This is a genomic window from Sphingosinicella microcystinivorans (assembly GCF_003634215.1).
Taxonomy (GTDB): domain Bacteria; phylum Pseudomonadota; class Alphaproteobacteria; order Sphingomonadales; family Sphingomonadaceae; genus Sphingosinicella; species Sphingosinicella microcystinivorans.
The window spans coordinates 1852742-1869051 of the sequence record NZ_RBWX01000007.1 but is presented as its reverse complement, the minus strand read 5'-3'; the positions used below and the strand labels follow the sequence as shown (position 1 = coordinate 1869051).

The 16310-nt window shown below is 66.7% G+C and carries 14 protein-coding genes; 5 read left to right on the top strand and 9 right to left on the bottom strand.

What is annotated here, in order from left to right; all coding sequences use genetic code 11:
* Window position 1 precedes the first annotated feature (1 nt).
* From motA to gcvA, 8 genes are all read right to left on the bottom strand, one after another.
* The gene (motA, locus tag DFR51_RS08900; RefSeq protein ID WP_121049426.1) at window positions 2–874 is read right to left on the bottom strand and encodes a flagellar motor stator protein MotA; all 873 of its coding nucleotides are present in this window, start codon (window positions 872–874) and stop codon (window positions 2–4) included.
* Between the two features lie 70 nt (window positions 875–944).
* A complete protein-coding gene (locus DFR51_RS08895; RefSeq protein ID WP_121049423.1) occupies window positions 945–1550 on the bottom strand; it encodes a thioredoxin family protein in 606 nt (201 codons plus the stop codon).
* A 38-nt stretch (window positions 1551–1588) separates the two neighbouring features.
* Window positions 1589–3643, bottom strand: coding sequence for a protein-disulfide reductase DsbD family protein (locus tag DFR51_RS08890; protein WP_121049420.1), 2055 nt, complete (start codon window positions 3641–3643; stop codon window positions 1589–1591).
* Window positions 3644–3702: 59 nt separating this feature from the next.
* On the bottom strand, window positions 3703–5574 hold the full coding sequence (locus DFR51_RS08885) for an FAD-dependent oxidoreductase (protein WP_121049417.1): 1872 nt from the start codon (window positions 5572–5574) through the stop codon (window positions 3703–3705).
* A gap of 114 nt (window positions 5575–5688) precedes the next feature.
* The gene (gene rpsI / locus DFR51_RS08880; protein WP_121049414.1) at window positions 5689–6192 is read right to left on the bottom strand and encodes a 30S ribosomal protein S9; all 504 of its coding nucleotides are present in this window, start codon (window positions 6190–6192) and stop codon (window positions 5689–5691) included.
* 2 nt (window positions 6193–6194) lie between these two features.
* On the bottom strand, window positions 6195–6668 hold the full coding sequence (gene rplM, locus DFR51_RS08875; RefSeq protein ID WP_121049411.1) for a 50S ribosomal protein L13: 474 nt from the start codon (window positions 6666–6668) through the stop codon (window positions 6195–6197).
* 153 nt (window positions 6669–6821) lie between these two features.
* Window positions 6822–7844, bottom strand: a complete 1023-nt coding sequence (locus DFR51_RS08870; RefSeq protein WP_121049408.1) for a COX15/CtaA family protein — start codon at window positions 7842–7844, stop codon at window positions 6822–6824.
* A 38-nt stretch (window positions 7845–7882) separates the two neighbouring features.
* Window positions 7883–8770, bottom strand: coding sequence for a transcriptional regulator GcvA (gene gcvA, locus DFR51_RS08865; RefSeq protein WP_121049406.1), 888 nt, complete (start codon window positions 8768–8770; stop codon window positions 7883–7885).
* 88 nt (window positions 8771–8858) lie between these two features.
* Here gcvA and DFR51_RS08860 point away from each other — a divergent pair, with 88 nt between their 5' ends.
* From DFR51_RS08860 to DFR51_RS08840, 5 genes are read left to right on the top strand one after another with little or no spacing between them, the layout of a single operon-like run.
* A complete protein-coding gene (locus DFR51_RS08860) occupies window positions 8859–9872 on the top strand; it encodes a 2-oxoadipate dioxygenase/decarboxylase family protein (RefSeq protein ID WP_121049403.1) in 1014 nt (337 codons plus the stop codon).
* A 39-nt stretch (window positions 9873–9911) separates the two neighbouring features.
* Window positions 9912–11108: an aspartate aminotransferase family protein gene (locus tag DFR51_RS08855; RefSeq protein ID WP_121050038.1), complete on the top strand. Its 1197-nt coding sequence runs from the start codon at window positions 9912–9914 to the stop codon at window positions 11106–11108.
* Window positions 11108–12109, top strand: a complete 1002-nt coding sequence (locus DFR51_RS08850) for an arginine N-succinyltransferase (RefSeq protein ID WP_121049400.1) — start codon at window positions 11108–11110, stop codon at window positions 12107–12109. Before DFR51_RS08855 ends, DFR51_RS08850 begins: the two co-directional genes overlap by 1 nt.
* A complete protein-coding gene (gene astD / locus DFR51_RS08845) occupies window positions 12106–13512 on the top strand; it encodes a succinylglutamate-semialdehyde dehydrogenase (protein WP_121049397.1) in 1407 nt (468 codons plus the stop codon). Before DFR51_RS08850 ends, astD begins: the two co-directional genes overlap by 4 nt.
* Window positions 13513–13546: 34 nt before the next feature.
* A complete protein-coding gene (locus DFR51_RS08840; RefSeq protein WP_121049394.1) occupies window positions 13547–14659 on the top strand; it encodes an S-(hydroxymethyl)glutathione dehydrogenase/class III alcohol dehydrogenase in 1113 nt (370 codons plus the stop codon).
* On the opposite strand, the gene DFR51_RS08835 is transcribed toward DFR51_RS08840, so the two are convergent.
* Complete coding sequence (locus DFR51_RS08835) at window positions 14656–16197, bottom strand: phospholipase D family protein (protein ID WP_243445425.1); 1542 nt, start codon at window positions 16195–16197, stop codon at window positions 14656–14658. The two genes, DFR51_RS08840 and DFR51_RS08835, sit on opposite strands and share 4 nt — an antisense overlap.
* Between the last annotated feature and the right edge of the window lie 113 nt (window positions 16198–16310).

Below are 16310 nucleotides of genomic sequence, written 5' to 3'. Positions count from 1 at the left end.
GCTAGACGAGATCGCGCGGCAGGGCGTCGAGCGCGGCTTCCATTTCGGCGAAGCTGGGGGCGTGGTTCGAGGGGGTGGTGCGGCGGCCGAGTTCGACGGCGACCTGCGGGGCCTGGCCCTGCAGATGGGCGACGATGACGGTTTTCACAAGCGTGAGGTACTTCGCCTCCGCATCGATCACCTGCGCGAGACGCGATGCGATGGGGCCGACCACGGTGTAGCTGAGCAGCACGCCGAGGAAGGTGCCGACGAGCGCGCCGCCGATCATGGCGCCGAGGACTTCGGTCGGCTGATCCACCGACCCCATGGTCTTGATGACGCCGAGCACGGCGGCGACGATGCCGAGCGCGGGCAGGCTGTCCGCGAGTGTCTGGAGCGCGCCCTGCGCCTGATATTCCTCTGCGACGTGGCGATCGAGATCAGCCTCCATCGCGTCTGCCATCTGGTTCGGGTCTTCGAAGTTCATCGCCATCATGCGCACGTAGTCGCAGATGAAGGAGACGAGCGCCGGGTCCGCCGCGATGCGCGGGAAGGCCGCGAAGAGCCGCGATTCCTCCGGGTATTCGATGTGACTTTCGATCGCGACGACGCCCCGCGTGCGCAGTGTCTTTATGAGGAGGAACAGGAGGCAGAGGAGATCGCGGTAATCGTCTTTCCCCCAACGCTCGCCCGCGAACGCGCGGCGCACGCCATCAGCGGCGCGGCGCAGTGTCGTGCTGCTGTTGGCGATGATGAAGGCGCCCGCCGCGGCGCCCGCGATGATCAGCAGTTCCTGCGGCAGCGCCCCGGCAATGATGCCGAGTTCGCCGCCCGCAATCAGGAAGCTGCCGAACACGCAGACAAGCACGATGGCCAGCCCGAAAAAGATAATCACGACCCACGACCCCGCGAGACAGACACACGTTCTCAAAGAGTATGGTGGGGCCGCGCTGGTTAAGGGCGTTTTAAGCGTCCGGGTATTTCACCGAGCAACCGTAAGCACGCGTGACAGGGCTGGCGACGGCGCGGCCCGCAGCGACATCGCCGAGGGCGGCAGTGACGTAGTTCTTCGCGCTCTCGATGTCGGCGGGGTTCGCGGTCGGCTTGTCGTCGATCGCGCCCGCGTAGCGGAGTACGCCCTTGCCGTCGATCACGTACATGTGGGGCGTCGCGCGTGCATCATAGGCCTTGCCGATCTTGCCTGCCGGATCGAGCAGATAGGCCGTAGGCTGGAATTTCCAGTCCTTCATTTCCTTCGCAGCGCGCGCGCCATCGACATGGCCCTGTTTGCCCGGCGCACTGCTGTTGACGGTGAGCCAGACGACGCCCTTCGCTTTCGCATCGGCCTGCAATTTCTGCATGTTGCCCGAATCATAGTGCTTCTTCACGAACGGGCAGCCGCTGTTCGTCCATTCCAGAACGACGGTTTTCCCGGCGAAATCCTTGAGGCTGACGGTCTTGCCTGCTGCCGTTTGAGCCGTGAAGGCGGGGGCGGGCTTGCCGACTTCGGGTGCGGCGGCGGCTGTGCCCGCGAAGGCGATGGCAGCGAAAGCGGCGATGGCTGTTTTCATGTCTCGTCTCCCTTTGGTGAAGGGCGAGGATGCCATAATCAGGCGCGGCGGGCGAGTTCCAGCATCAGCGCTTCGCTGAGAAGCTGCGGCAGCACCTCCGCATCCTTGCCGCGCGGATAGAAGAGATAGAGCGGCACGCCCGCGCGGCCATGGCTTTCGAGGAAGCGCGTGATCGCGGGGTCGGCGTTGGTCCAATCCCCCACGAGCGTCGGGATTCCAGCCTCCCTGAAGGCGGCGGTGACGGCGGGGGCGGAGAGCGCGCCGTTTTCGTTCACCTTGCAGGTGATGCACCAGTCTGCGGTGAAATAGACGAACACAGGCCCTTCGCTGCGCAGCGCGGCGAGGCGGGCCTCGGTGAACGGTTCGAGATTGGGGAGCGCAGCATTGGCGACAGGCGCCTCGGCGCGCGGCGTGATGAGCAGGATGGCCGCCACGGAGAGCGCGGCGGCGGCAAGCGGCACGGCGGCGGGGCGCCCGCCATGCTGGCGGATGCCGACCCACCAGAGGCCTGCGGCGAGAAACACGGCGGCGGCGATGCCGAAGCTCATGCCCGAAACGCCCGCCTGCCGCCCAAGCACCCAGGCGAGTGCAACGGCGGTCGCGAACATCGGCAGCGCCATGATGCGCCGGAAGGTGACCATCCACGGCCCCGGTTTCGGCAGGCGATTGCGGAGCGCGGGGATGAAGCCGATCAGGATGAAGGGCAGCGCGAGACCAAGCCCCAGCCCGGCGAAGACGAGCAGGCCGAGCGCGGTAGGCAGCAGAATAGCCGCGCCGAGTGCGAGGCCCATAAACGGGCCGGTGCAGGGCGTTGCGACGACGGCGGCGAGTGCACCGGTCCAGAACGCGCCCTGCGTTCCGCCGCGCGACGCGAGCGCATCGCCGCCGATCTGCGGCGCGCGAATTTCGAACAGCCCGGCGAGATTGAGCGCGATGGCCGTGACAAGCAGCAGCAGCAGGAAGATGACGCGCGGATCCTGAAGCTGGAACGCCCAGCCCACCTGTGCGCCCGCCGCGCGGAGCGCGAGGATCGCGGCGCCCAGCGCGACGCACGTGCCGACGACGCCCGCCGTGTAGGCAAGCGCTTCGCGCCGCGCGGCGCTTTCGGAATGGCCGCCGTTTGCCAGGCTGAGCGCCTTGAGTCCGAGGATCGGGAAGACGCAGGGCATCACATTGAGGATGAAGCCGCCGAGGATGGCGAGCGCGAAAGCGGTGAGCGCAGACGGCAGGCCGGGCTGATGCTGTTCGTGTCCAGCAGACGCGAGCGGTGCGCCCGCTGCCGCGACCTCGCCTGCGTTTGCGGTGAGGCTGGCGCCGAAATGGCTGCCGTCAGTGCGATCCAGCCGCAGCACGCCTGTGACCGCGCCGGGATCGGCATTTGCACCCGCCGTGGTTTCGATGACGAGCGTGTCGCCATCCCGGTTCACTGTCTGCGGGGCGTCATAATCGAGTACGCCGTCGGCTTCCGGGAAGAAGTAGGCGCGGCTGATGTCTCCAGCGCCGGTTGTATCGACGGAAAGGCGGAACGTGCCGTCTGCACGGGCGTAGCGCGCGGGCCAGTCGACCGGGCGGGGCAGGGCCGCGCGCGCCTTTTCGAAGCGGGGCGCGGACGCGGCGTCCGCAGCACCGTCGCCAACTTTAAGGTCGAGCGCGAGGTCCGCGCTTTCGGGAACGCAAAGTTGGTCGTCGCACACGAGATAGTCGACGCGGACCTGCACGGGGAGAGGTGTGCCGGACGCAAGCTGCGGCACCGCGAGATCGACGAGCAGCGCCGCTTCGCCTTCGAACACATAGTTCATGATGCCCGAGACGGTGAACGTGGAGGGCACGGGATAACGGATGGCGGAAGCGGCTGCGCCCCCCGGCAGCGTCCACGCAGACTGGGTTTCCATGCCCGCGCTGCCGGGATTCTTCCAATAGGTATGCCAGCCCTTGCGGGGGGTCGTGACGATGGCAAGCGCGACCGTCTTGCCCGGCGCGGGCGCTGCGCTTTCCGCGATCAGCTCGACGCGCGTGTTGGGGTTCTGAACGGCGCTTGCCGCGAGGGCGGGCGACGCGAGGGCGGCAAGCAGCAGGAGAACAGCGCGAAACATGGCGCCAACGCTTAATGGCAGCGACGCGAAACGCAAAGTCCCGGCGTTACCGCATGTGTTCAACGCGCGAGAGAGGGCGCGGGTTCGTCGGGATGGTCTTGCTCTTCGTCTTCGCTCGCCTGCACGGCTTTCGGCTTTCCATCCGGTGTCGGGTCCGGCAGTCGCATTTCGATCGCGGCGGGCGAGGTCAGCATATCGATATCGTCATCCATCGTCTGGTCGCCGACGAGCAGCAGGCCGAGCAGGCTTGCGGCGACGAGCTCTGCGCGGAACGCCTTGCGCCGCGGATTTCCGGCACAGACCGGTACGGGCGTGACCGGGGCCGCATCGGCCACCGGGGGCTGGGCGCTCTCTCCGATGCGGCGGGCGATCGTATCCCCGGTGCGCATGGCGAGCGCGATGATGGTGAGGGTCGGGTTCGCCCAGCCGGACGTCGGGAACAGCGAGCTGCCGGCGACATACAGGTTTGCGAGGCCGTGGACGCGGCCTTCGGCGTCGCACACGCCTTCCGCAGGGCTGTCTGCCATCCGCGTGGTGCCGATATGATGATAGCCGCCGATGGGGTGCGAACTGATGAGCGGATCGGTCGTCCAGCGGCGCCCGCTGCCGAGGAGCCATTCCGCCACCTCGACGCGGCCCATGCCGAGGCGTTCGAGTTCGTGCCCGAAGTCCTGCGCAAGTACGGCGACACTTTCAATGTCGAGCTCTGTGAGGCGCCAATCGAGCGTGATGCGCGGGATGCCGAGCGCGTCCGTTTCCGTGTCGAGCTGAACGCGGCTATCCGGGTTCGGTGCCTGCTCGGCGCGCACCAGGAGCGCGAGATCGAGGCCGCCCATCTTGTGAAGCAGCCAGGGGCGTAGCGGGTCCGCGCGCTCCTGCACGAACGAAGCTGCGCGCTTGGTGAGCATCCAGAGCCCGCGCCCGGCGCGCGTTGGCGCGGTTTTGTGCTTGAGGCCGGAGTAGGCGCGCATCCCGATGAACTGTTGCGCGCTCGCCGGTTGGCGGCCCGCAACGATCATCGAGGTGTTGAGGATGCGGCGTTCCGCCTGCCGCGCGGCGCTTGGCGCGATGAGCGCCGCGACCTTGCGGCCATCGACGCGGTGCGGGCGTGCGAAGGCTTTCAGCAGGGCCCATGTGTCGCCACCCACCACCCGCCCGCCGCGCGCGTGCGGATGCTCCATGAAGAAGCGGCCGACGAGATCGCGATCGTTGCCGAGACGGTTCGCAAGCAACAGTCGCGGGTTTTCAAGGCCGCCCGCAGCGAGCACGAAGTAGCGGGCGTGAATGCGGATGCCGCGGCCGGTGAGGCTTTTTGCCTCGACATGCGTGATGGCGCCGCCTTCGCTTGCCGCGATGCGGGTGACGGTGGCGTGGGTGATGATGGTGCAGCGCGGATGCGCGCGGAGATCCGCGCAGGCATCGAAGGTGAAACGGTTGAAGCGCTCGTCGAATTGCCAGGTGCCGAGCGAAAGCCGGGCGGAATCAAGGTCCGGGAGCGGCACGCCCGCAGCCTTCATCGCCTGGGCTCCATCCGGGCCTTCAGGAAAGCCGAGTTCGGCCCAGGCCTGGCGATAATAAGGCTCCAGCGTTTCGCGGGAGATCGGCCAGCCCGAATGCGGCACCCAGTCTCGGCGCTCGAAATCGATGGGATCGAACTCTGCGCAGCGCCCGCCCCAGATCGCGGTGGTGCCCCCGAAGAAGCGCAGGCGCGAATCTTCAAGGTCGTAATAGGGCTCGCCGAGGTTGCGACCGGCGCCGAGAGCGGCGGTTTTCGCTTCGTAATCGCGGCCGCCGCTTTCAAGGAGCGTGACGCTGTGGCCGCGTGCAAGTAGGCGGCGCGCAATGCCGATGCCCGCGGCGCCTGCACCGATCACGCAGACCTCGGTCAGTCGGATGGCCGGGATGTCGTCGGTTTGAAGGTCGAGATGCATAGGCCGTGCTTTGGCAGGCCGAAGATGAACCTGCAATCAATGGAGTCGGTGCACACCGTAAATAAAAAGGGCGCCCGGAGGCGCCCTTTTCCACGAAGTGAATGAAAATTTCGATCAGCGCTTCGAGAACTGGAAGCTGCGGCGTGCCTTCGCGCGGCCGTACTTCTTACGCTCGACGGTGCGGCTGTCGCGGGTGAGGAAGCCCGCTTGCTTCACGACGCCGCGCAGTTCCGGCTCGTACTTGGTCAGAGCCTGGCTGATGCCGTGCTTGACTGCACCGGCCTGGCCCGAGAGACCGCCGCCCGAAACGGTGGCGATGACATCGAACTGGCCGCCCCGGCCCGACACGTCGAAGGGCTGGTTGATGACGAGACGCAGCGTGGGACGCGCGAAATACACGGTCTGATCGCGGCCGTTGACCGTGATCTTGCCGGTGCCCGGCTTGATCCAGACGCGGGCGACGGCATCCTTGCGGCGACCGGTTGCGTAGGCGCGGCCCTGTGCGTCGATTTCCTTCTCGCGCAGCGGCGCGGCGGAAACGGCGACGGGCGTGGTGCCGGCGACGGTTTCGACGGAGAGGTCCTTCAGATCCTCAAGACCCAACTTCTCTTCAGCCATGATCAGGCACCCACCTTGTTCTTGCGGTTCATCGACGCGACGTCGACGACCTGCGGATTCTGTGCGACGTGCGGATGCTCTGCGCCCGCATAGACGCGAAGGTTGCGCATCTGGGCGCGGCCGAGCGGCCCGCGCGGAACCATGCGCTCAACAGCCTTCTCGAGCACGCGCTCCGGGAAGCGGCCGTCGAGAACCTTGCCGGCGGTGATGCCCTTGATGCCGCCCGGATAACCGGTGTGGCGGTAGTAGGTCTTGTCCTTGAGCTTGTTGCCCGTGAAGCGGACCTTGCCGGCGTTGATGACGATGACATTGTCGCCGCAATCGACGTGCGGCGTGTAGATCGCCTTGTGCTTGCCGCGCAGGCGATTGGCGATGATCGAGGCGAGACGACCCACGACGAGGCCCTCGGCATCGATCAGCAGCCACTTCTTTTCGACTTCGGCGGGCTTCGCCGAGACCGTGGACTTGGTGTGCATGGTTCGATCCCAAAACAAAGGCGGGCCGCATGAAGCCGCCCGCATGAACGGCGCGGCATATGATGGAGCGGCCCGAAAGCGTCAAGCGAAATAGGCGTTTAGGCGTGGGGTATTATGGTGTTCAAGCAAATTTGCAAACGGAATCAGTGGCTTTCAGTGCATCCGGTATCCCGGCCTGCCGAGGCCATGCGCGCACGAGACCGCCGCCCAAACCAGCAGCGCGGCGACCGCCTGATGCGCGACCGCCACGTGGAGCGCCACGCCGGTGAGCAGCGTGGCGATGCCGAGGATGATCTGCGCCGTGAGCAGAAGCAGGACCAGACGCGGCGCGCTGCCCCCGCTTTCGCGCGACGTGCGCACGGAAAGCAGGACGAGCAGCGCCGCGGCAAGCCACGCCCACCAGCGGTGCACCCACTGCACGACGACGGGATTGTCGACGACGTTGCGCCAAAGCGGCTCCAGCCACTGCACGCCTTCGGGAAAGAAGTGCCCGCCCATGAGCGGCCATTCGGCGAAGGCATGCCCGGCATTGAGCCCGGCGACGAACGCGCCGAGGACGATCTGGATCGCCAGCACGGAAAGCGCCAGAACGGCAAACCCTTTGAGCCGCGAGCGGCCTTCGCGGCGTTGAAGCGCCATCAGGTCGCGGGCGGTCCAGACGAGGCCGCCGAGGATGAAGAGCGCAGTGCCGAGATGCACGGCGAGGCGGTCGTGCGCCACATCGGGACGGTCTATGAGGCCCGAGGCGACCATCCACCAGCCGATCGCGCCCTGCAGGCCTCCGAGCGCGAGGAGCGCGAGAAGGCGCGGCTTGTAGCCTTCCGGGATCGCCCGGCGGGCCCAGAACCATGCGAGCGGCAGAGCGAAGGCGAGGCCGATGAAGCGGCCGAGGACGCGGTGCAGATATTCCCAGAAGAAGATCGCCTTGAATTCGGACAGCGACATGCCCCGGTTGACCTTCTGGTATTCGGGGTAGGCCTTGTAGGCTTCGAATTCTGCGTGCCACTCGGCATCATTCAAGGGCGGGACGACGCCCGAGATCGGTTCCCAGCGGACCATCGAGAGGCCGGATTCGGTAAGCCGCGTGATGCCGCCGACGACGACCATCGCGAAGACAAGCGCGGCAACGACATAAAGCCAAAGCGCAATGGCGCGGGGGCGGGCAGAGGTAGTCATGCGGCGGGATTAGTGCAGCGCGCAGGGCACGCCAAGCGCTACGATGACGCGGCCTCGCGCACCACCCAGTCGCGGAAGCGTGCAAGCGCTTCATTGCCGCCAGTTTCGGGCGACACGAGATAGTAGGCGTTGTCGGTGGCGAGCGGCAGATCAAAGGGCGAGATGAGCGTTCCTGCCGCAAGCTCCGGCTCGATGAGGAAGCTGGGGATGAGCGCGGCGCCCGCGCCCGCCGCGGCGGCCTGCGCGAGCATCAGGAAATGCTCGAACGTGGGGCCGGACACGGTGGGCGTGGCCACTCCGGCGAGACGGAACCAGCGTGCCCACGCATCCTTGCGGGAGGTCTGGAAGAGCAGCGGCTTGCCGATGAGATCGGCGGGAGAGCCGAGAGGGTTCGCCGCGAGCCACGCGGGCGCGCAGACGGGAATCGATGTTTCGCGGAACAGGAAGTCGTGGGCGGCGCCGGGCCAATCGGCGAGGCCGAAGTGGATCGCGGCGTCGAAATCCTCCTCAGCGAAATCGAACGTGTCCGACCGCGCGGCGAAATTGACGACGAGGTCGGGGTGTTCCGCGGTGAAGCGGGGAAGGCGCGGGGCGAGCCAGCGCATCCCGAAACTGGGCAGCGTCGCGATGCTGAGCGCATTGTCCGGCCGCCGCGAGGCGAGACGGGCGGTGGCGCGGCGAATGCGATCGAGCGCGGGGGTAATCTCGTCGGCATAAGCGCGGCCATCGGCATTCAGCGCGACGCGGCGACCCGTGCGGTCGAACAGCGGCGTCTGCAGCCAGTCTTCCAGAAGCGCAATCTGGCGGCTGACGGCGCTTTGCGTGAGGCCGATCTCCTCACCCGCGCGCGAGAAACTGCCATGCCGCGCGGCGGCGGCAAAGCTGGCGAGCGCCCCGATCGGCGGCAGGTGGCGGCGTTCACTCATTCCAAACTCGCATGAGTAGATGATGGCTCCTTGTTTGCCATCTTTGCGATTTCCTGACAATCGGCGCTGGAACGTTGGGAGTTTTATCATGTCGAATGCGAATGTAGGCGCGATCGAACGGTTGGTGATCGATACGTTGGGACCGCAGGGTGGCGCGAAGGCGCTCGGCGCGCTCTCCATTGATGCGGCGCTTCTTGCCGAAACCGGCGAGACCGTCTCACGCGCGGCGTTCGCCATGGCGCTGAACGTTCTGCTGTTCGACGACCTTCTGAAGCGCGTGCCGAGCGGCGCGGCCTATGTGGCGGATACAGTGGCGCGCGGCGAGCGCATCACCTTCGATCACGGCGCGCTGCGCACGATCCGCTTTCGCGAAGGGCCGACCGGCGCGCTCCCCGCAGGGCAGGACGCGTTCCAGCGTATTCTGGAGCCGCTCGGCTACCACGTGGCGGACACGTACCCGCTGCCCGCGCTGCGCATGACGGGCCGCGCCTATTGCCACCGCGATGCACCGGAAGCGATCCCGCAGTTCTTCGTGAGCGAGCTTCACGTCGAGCGTTTTGACGAAGGCTTCGTGCGCGTCGCCGAGCGCGTGTTCGGAACGACGCGCGATCCGCTGAATGCCGACGCGCAGGACGCGCTCGCGGCGTTCGCGGCGGACGGGAGTGTGCCTTATTCCGATGCCGTGGTGGCGCTTCCCGCCATCGTCGCGGCGTTCGACTGCCACCACGATCCGGTGACGCTCGGCGATTATGAAGCGCTGCTCGCGCGTTCGGGCGAGGCAGCATGGATCGCGACCGAGGGCAATGCCTTCAACCATGCGACCGACCGCGTTGCCGATGTCGATGCGCTGGCCGCCCGGCTGAAGGCGGAAGGCCGCCCGATGAAGGACGCGGTTGAAGTGTCGACCAGCGGCCGCGTGCGCCAGACGGCATTTCGCGCCGATACCTTCGAGCGCAAGTTCGCGGGCGGCGTTCGCCGCACCGTGCCGGGTTCGTTCTACGAGTTCATCACGCGCGATGTGGATCCTGCGACAGATGGACTCGATCTGCGCTTCGACAGCGGCAACGCTACCGGTATCTTCGCGATGACGCGCGCCGCCTAAAGCGTTAAGCAGCGCCGCACAGTTTCTATGGAGAAGATTATGTCCGACAATCTGCTTGGGGTTTACAGCCGGGCGCCGCTCGTCGTCGATCGCGGCGAGGGTTCGTGGCTTTACGATGTCGACGGCAATCGCTGGCTCGACTGCGTGATGGGCATTGCGACCGACGGGCTCGGCCACGCGCATCCGAAGCTCGTGGCGGCGCTGGAAGCGCAGGCCAAGAAGCTGTGGCACGTGTCCAACATCTTTCGCATTCCGGGACAGGAAGCGCTGGCTGAGCGCCTGATCGATTCAACCTTCGCCGACGTCGTGTTCTTCGGCAACTCGGGTTCCGAGGCGATCGAAGGCGCGCTCAAGACCGCGCGCCGCTATCACCATGTGAACGGCGCGCCAGAGCGGATCGACGTGATCGGCTTCGCGGGCTCGTTCCACGGCCGCACCTATGCCGCGGTGAACGCCTCCGGCAACGCATCGTATCTCGACGGTTTCGGACCCCGGCTTCCGGGCTACGTGCAGCTGACGCTCGACGACGAAGCGGGCATCGCCGAAGCCATCGCGCGCCCGACGACGGCGGCAGTGATCGTGGAGCCGGTGCAGGGCGAGGGCGGTGCACGGGCGCTGACCGGCGAATGGCTGAAGCGCGTGCGCGACCTCTGCACCCAGCACGGCGTGCTCCTCATCTATGACGAGGTGCAGAGCGGCATGGGCCGGACCGGCAAGCTGTTCGCGCACCAGTGGTTCGAGGGCGTGGAGCCGGACATCATGGCGATCGCCAAGGCGCTCGGCGGCGGTTTCCCGGTGGGCGCGTTCCTCGCCACGCGGGAAGCTGCGAAGGGCATGGTCGTCGGCACACACGGTTCCACCTTCGGCGGCAACCCGCTCGCCATGGCCGTGGGCATCGCGGCGTTCGACGAAATCTCCAAGGAAGAGACGCTGGCGCACGCCCGCGCTGTTTCGGCGGAACTCGTCGAGCAGCTGAACGCGCTCAAGTACAAGCACAGCGACCTTATCCTTGAGGTGCGCGGCAAAGGGATGCTGATCGGCCTGAAGCTCGTACCCAACAACCGTGAGTTCATGGCGCTGGCGCGCGATCATGGCATCCTTGTCGCGGGCGGCGGCGAAAACTGCGTGCGCCTGCTGCCTTCGCTGCTGCTTTCCAGCGCCGAGGCGGCCGAGGTCGTGAAGCGGCTCGACGCGGCGTTCGCCGACGCGCGGACGCGCCTCGCAAAGGCGGCCTGATGCTGGTCATCCGGCCGGCGAGGCCGGCCGATCTTGACGTGATGATGGAACTCGCGGTGCTTTCGGGCCGCGGGTTCACCAGCCTGCCCGAGGACGAGGCGACGCTTGCAGCGCGCCTCGACCTCGCAGAGGCGAGCTTCACGGGCGCCATCGCGCCTGCCGAGGCGTGGTACACGATCATGCTGGAGGACACGGAGACGGGGCGGGTCGAAGGGCTGGCCGGGGTTCGTGCCGCCGTGGGGCTGAAACGCCCGCACTTCTCGTTCCGCGTGATGACGCTCGCGCAATATTCGTCGGCCATCGGGACGCGCTTCGACCATCAGGCACTGGTGCTGGTGAACGAATGCGGCGGCTGGACCGAGGTGGGATCGCTGTTCCTTCGGCCCGAGCGGCGCAGTGGCGGTGCGGGGAGCCTGCTCGCGCGCTCGCGCTACATGCTGATCGGCGCAGAGCCGACGCGCTTTTCGCACACCATCATGGCGGAGCTGCGCGGCTGGTTCGACGACAACGGCAAATCACCCTTCTGGGAAGGTGTTGCCTCCAAGTTCTTTCGGCTGCCGTTCGAGGAGGCGGACCGCATGGTGACATCCACCGACGGTCAGTTCATCCTCGATCTCGCGCCGCGCCACCCGATCTATGTCGACCTTATCGACGCGGATGCGCGCGCTGCGATCGGCCGTGTCCACCGGGACGGCGAGCCGGCGCTGGCGCTGCTGGAGAAAGAGGGCTTCGAACGCTCGGGGCTGGTCGACATCTTCGACGGCGGCCCGACGATGACCTGTTCGGCGGCCGAGGTGGCCACGATCCGCGCAACGCGGACGCTGCGGCTGGAGATCGGCGATCCGGGTGAGACGCAGGCGCTGCTCTCGACGATGCAGATCGACGGGTTCCGATCGGTGCGCGCGGCGGCCCGCGTTGGCGAGACCGCCGTGACGATCACCAAAGAAGCGGCCGATGCGCTGAAGCTGAGCAACGGCGACGCGGTGAGGGTTTCTGCATGACGATTTTCCATTCGATCGATCCGGCGACGGGCGAAACCGTATGGGAAGGCCCCGCCGCAAGCGCGGACGATTGCAATGCCGCCGTCGCAAAGGCACGTGCTGCGCTCGGCGCGTGGCGATCGAGCCCACTCGAGGAGCGGATCGCGCTCGCGCGGCGCTACGGCGAAGTGCTCGGCAGCCGCAAGGCGGAGCTTTCGCGGCTGATTTCGCGCGAGACGGGCAAGCTGCTTTGGGAGACCGAGGCCGAGATCGGATCGATGATCGGCAAGGTCGAAGTTTCGATCCGCGCGTTTGCCGAGCGCACCGGCGAGCGGGCGGCGGATATGCCGTTCGGGCGCGCCGTGCTGCGTCATCGCGGGCATGGCGTGATGGCTGTGCTGGGGCCGTACAACTTCCCAGGCCACCTGCCGAACGGGCACATCATCCCGGCGCTGCTCGCGGGGAACACGGTGGTGTTCAAGCCGTCTGAAATCACGCCCGCCATTGGCGAGGCGATGGTGGCCGCGTGGACCGAGGCGGGGCTTCCCGAAGGCGTGCTCAATATCGTGCAGGGTGCGCGGGCGACGGGCGAAGCGCTGGTTGCAGGCGATATCGATGGGCTGTTGTTCACGGGCTCTGCGGGGGCGGGTGCGGCGCTGCGGCGCACGCTGATCGACCGGCCGCATGTGAGCCTTGCGCTCGAACTCGGCGGCAACAATCCGCTGGTTGCCTGGGATTCGCCGGAAGCTGCCGCTTCGATCATCGTGCAGTCGAGCTTCGTCACCACCGGCCAGCGCTGCTCGTGCGCGCGGCGGCTGATCGTGCCCGAGGGCAAGGTGGGTGACGCGATCGTCGACGCGGTGGATGCGATGGCCGGGCGGCTGCGCATCGCCGCTTGGGACGAGGCGGGCAGCGCGTTCATGGGGCCGCTCGTCTCCGATGCGGCTGCCGCCGGGGCGCGGATGGCTGCGGACGGCATCGTCTCGCGCGGCGCGAAAGTGATTCGGCCTTTCGAGGGGCTCGAAGGGCGCTCGGAGGCGTTTGTGACGCCGGCAATTTTCGATGTGACCGGTATCGATGTGCCGGACGCCGAGATTTTCGCGCCGGTCGTGCAGGTGATCCGCGTGGCCGACTTCGATGCGGCGATGCGCGCTGCGAACAATACGGTTTTCGGGCTTTCCGCCGGGCTCATCAGCGAAGACGCCGATCTATGGACGCGTTTCATCGAGGAAAGCCGCGCGGGCGTCGTCAATCGCAACCGGCCGACGACGGGCGCGGCGGCGAATATGCCCTTCGGCGGACTCGGCGCCTCTGGAAATCATCGCCCAAGTGCGTATTACGCAGCGGACTATTGCGCGTACCCCATCGCCAGTTTCGAGGCGGATGGGGTTGGCGCGGTGGAGGTTCCCGGCTTAGACGGGTGAACATACACTGGTGTACGCTGACGGAGGGTGATTCATGAAGACACGCGCGGCTGTGGCTTTCGAGGCGAAGAAGCCTCTTGGGATCGTGGAACTCGACCTTGAAGGCCCGAAGGCGGGCGAGGTTCTGGTCGAGATCATGGCGACGGGCATCTGCCATACGGACGCCTACACGCTCGACGGTTTCGACAGCGAAGGCATCTTCCCCAGCGTGCTCGGCCACGAAGGCGCAGGCATCGTGCGCGAAGTGGGGCAGGGCGTGACCAGCGTGAAGCCGGGCGACCACGTGATCCCGCTCTACACGCCGGAATGCCGCCAGTGCAAAAGCTGCCTTTCGGGCAAGACCAACCTCTGCACCGCGATCCGCGCCACGCAGGGCAAGGGGCTTATGCCCGACGGCACGACGCGCTTCTCCTACAAGGGCCAGCCGATCTTCCACTACATGGGCTGCTCGACCTTTTCGAACTTCACGGTGCTGCCCGAGATCGCGGTCGCGAAGATCCGCGAGGACGCGCCGTTCCAGTCGAGCTGCTACATCGGGTGCGGCGTGACGACGGGTGTGGGCGCGGTCATCAATACGGCCAAGGTGCAGGTCGGCGACAATGTCGTCGTGTTCGGTCTCGGCGGTATCGGCCTCAACGTGCTGCAGGGTGCGCGGATGGCCGGCGCCAACAAGATCATCGGCGTCGATATCAACCCCGACCGAGAGGAATGGGGCCGCAAGTTCGGCATGACGGACTTCCTCAACTCCAAGGGGATGAGCCGCGAGGATGTCGTCGCGAAGATCGTCACGATGACGGATGGCGGCGCGGATTACACGTTTGACGCGACCGGCAATACCGAAGTGATGCGCACCGCGCTCGAAGCCTGCCATCGCGGCTGGGGCACGAGCATCATCATCGGCGTGGCCGAGGCAGGCAAGGAAATCAGCACGCGTCCCTTCCAGCTCGTCACCGGGCGCAACTGGCGCGGCACGGCGTTTGGCGGCGCCAAGGGCCGCACCGACGTTCCCAAGATCGTCGACATGTACATGACCGGCAAGATCGAGATCGATCCGATGATCACCCACGTCATGGGCCTTGAGGAAATCAACAAGGGCTTCGACCTGATGCACGCGGGCAAATCGATCCGCAGCGTGGTCGTCTACTAAAGCAGCCACTCGATCGGGAGGCGCGACAGAACCCGGATGGCGAGGCGTTGCAGCCGCGTCGTGCCGGGTTCGACGTCGTGGATTTCGATCTCGCCGCCATCTTCCTCCCGCTCGATCCAGCGCAGGCGACCCTTGTCGCTGAGCGTCACTTCGTAGGCGCTCATGGGGATCACGCTTTCGAAGGCGTCCTGCACGTCTGCGGCGAGCTCCGGGCTTTCGATGACGAAGCCCAGCTCTGTATTGAGCGCGACCGAACGCGGATCGAAGTTGAACGAACCCACGAAGAGCCGCTCGCGGTCCACCGTGAAGGTCTTGGCGTGCAGCATCGAGCCGCTCGAACGCAGGATCGAGCCGGTGACGGACCTTGCGGCCGACCCGCCGACGCCGAGCGGGAGGCGGCGCTTCCGGCGCGTGCCTGCACGCGGGCGTCGCATCTCGTAAAGCCGAACCCCGGCGCGGATCAGCGCTTCCCTGCGCTTCGCATAGCCGGCGTGGACGATGGCGACATCGGTGGATTCGAGTGCGTTCGTCAGCACGCTGACCTTGATTTTTTCCCGCGAAAGTTCGGCGAACGCTTCGACACCGGCGGCGGTCGGCACGAAATAGGCGGAAACCAGCGCCATCTCGCGGGAGGGACGGCCGACCGCTTCCTGCAACTGCTCGCCGAGCGACGTACCCGGCCTCGCCTTGTCGAGCACCTTCGCGGGATCGTCGCTGACCATCCGCACACGCGCCCATACCAACGGCAATGAGCCATCCAGCATGTGCGTGATGAAGGGCAGGGAGCGGACGGTTTCCACATAGGTGTGCGCCCGCGGGTCGGCGTGGATGGCCGCTGAACGCTGCGCCAGCTCTTCGAGCTGTTCGACGCCGACCACGGGGAGCAGGCGCGTGGCGGGCCACGCCGAGGCGCAGTTCCAGTAGCGGTCGAAATCGCGCGAGACGTCGTTCACCACCGCGCCGATCGCCAGGACATCGAGGTCGGCGAAAAGGTCGCCGTCGCGCGCGGCGAAATACTCGTCGCCGACGTTGCGGCCGCCGATGATCGTCGCCTGACTGTCGGCAGTGAAGCTCTTGTTGTGCATCCGCCGGTTGAGGCGCTTGAAATCGGTGAGGTAGCCGAGGGCCTTGGGGCGGCGGACGAAGAACGGGTTGAACAGGCGCACTTCGATCATCGGATGGACGTCGAGCGCGGCGAGCAGGTTGTCGAGGCCGGCGATGCCGTTGTCGTCGAGCAGCAGGCGAACGCGCACGCCCCGGTCTGCCGCCTCGCGCAGCGCTTCGAGCATCAGCATCCCGGAGAGGTCGGCGCGCCAGATGTAGTATTGCACGTCGAGGCTGCGTTCAGCGGCGCGGGCGAGGAGGATGCGCGCGGCGAACGCCTGATGCGCGTCGGCAAGCAAATGGATGCCCGAAAGCCCCGGCCTTGCCGCGGCTTCCTGATCGATACTGCGCCCGAGCCGCGTGCCTTCGGTATCGGACAGCGCCTCGCTCTGGAGGCGCGGTTCAAGGGGCGGCAGGCGTCTGAACCGGCGCACGATCTCTCCCAGCGGTTTCAAGGGCGACCGTGGCCCAAAGGCGGATAGGATGCAAACAGGCTGTGAGTTTGAAGCGGTATCGGGGAGCCCGCGCTTTCCTTTAGAGCGGCCTG

Coding starts and splice junctions, on each gene's coding strand:
- DFR51_RS08895 (WP_121049423.1), bottom strand. CDS start 1,550: ATGAAAACAGCCATCGCCGCTTTCGCTGCCATCGCCTTCGCGGGCACA.
- DFR51_RS08890 (WP_121049420.1), bottom strand. CDS start 3,643: ATGTTTCGCGCTGTTCTCCTGCTGCTTGCCGCCCTCGCGTCGCCCGCC.
- astD (WP_121049397.1), top strand. CDS start 12,106: ATGACGATTTTCCATTCGATCGATCCGGCGACGGGCGAAACCGTATGG.
- DFR51_RS08870 (WP_121049408.1), bottom strand. CDS start 7,844: ATGACTACCTCTGCCCGCCCCCGCGCCATTGCGCTTTGGCTTTATGTC.
- DFR51_RS08840 (WP_121049394.1), top strand. CDS start 13,547: ATGAAGACACGCGCGGCTGTGGCTTTCGAGGCGAAGAAGCCTCTTGGG.
- DFR51_RS08850 (WP_121049400.1), top strand. CDS start 11,108: ATGCTGGTCATCCGGCCGGCGAGGCCGGCCGATCTTGACGTGATGATG.
- gcvA (WP_121049406.1), bottom strand. CDS start 8,770: ATGAGTGAACGCCGCCACCTGCCGCCGATCGGGGCGCTCGCCAGCTTT.
- DFR51_RS08885 (WP_121049417.1), bottom strand. CDS start 5,574: ATGCATCTCGACCTTCAAACCGACGACATCCCGGCCATCCGACTGACC.
- rpsI (WP_121049414.1), bottom strand. CDS start 6,192: ATGGCTGAAGAGAAGTTGGGTCTTGAGGATCTGAAGGACCTCTCCGTC.
- DFR51_RS08860 (WP_121049403.1), top strand. CDS start 8,859: ATGTCGAATGCGAATGTAGGCGCGATCGAACGGTTGGTGATCGATACG.
- DFR51_RS08855 (WP_121050038.1), top strand. CDS start 9,912: ATGTCCGACAATCTGCTTGGGGTTTACAGCCGGGCGCCGCTCGTCGTC.
- rplM (WP_121049411.1), bottom strand. CDS start 6,668: ATGCACACCAAGTCCACGGTCTCGGCGAAGCCCGCCGAAGTCGAAAAG.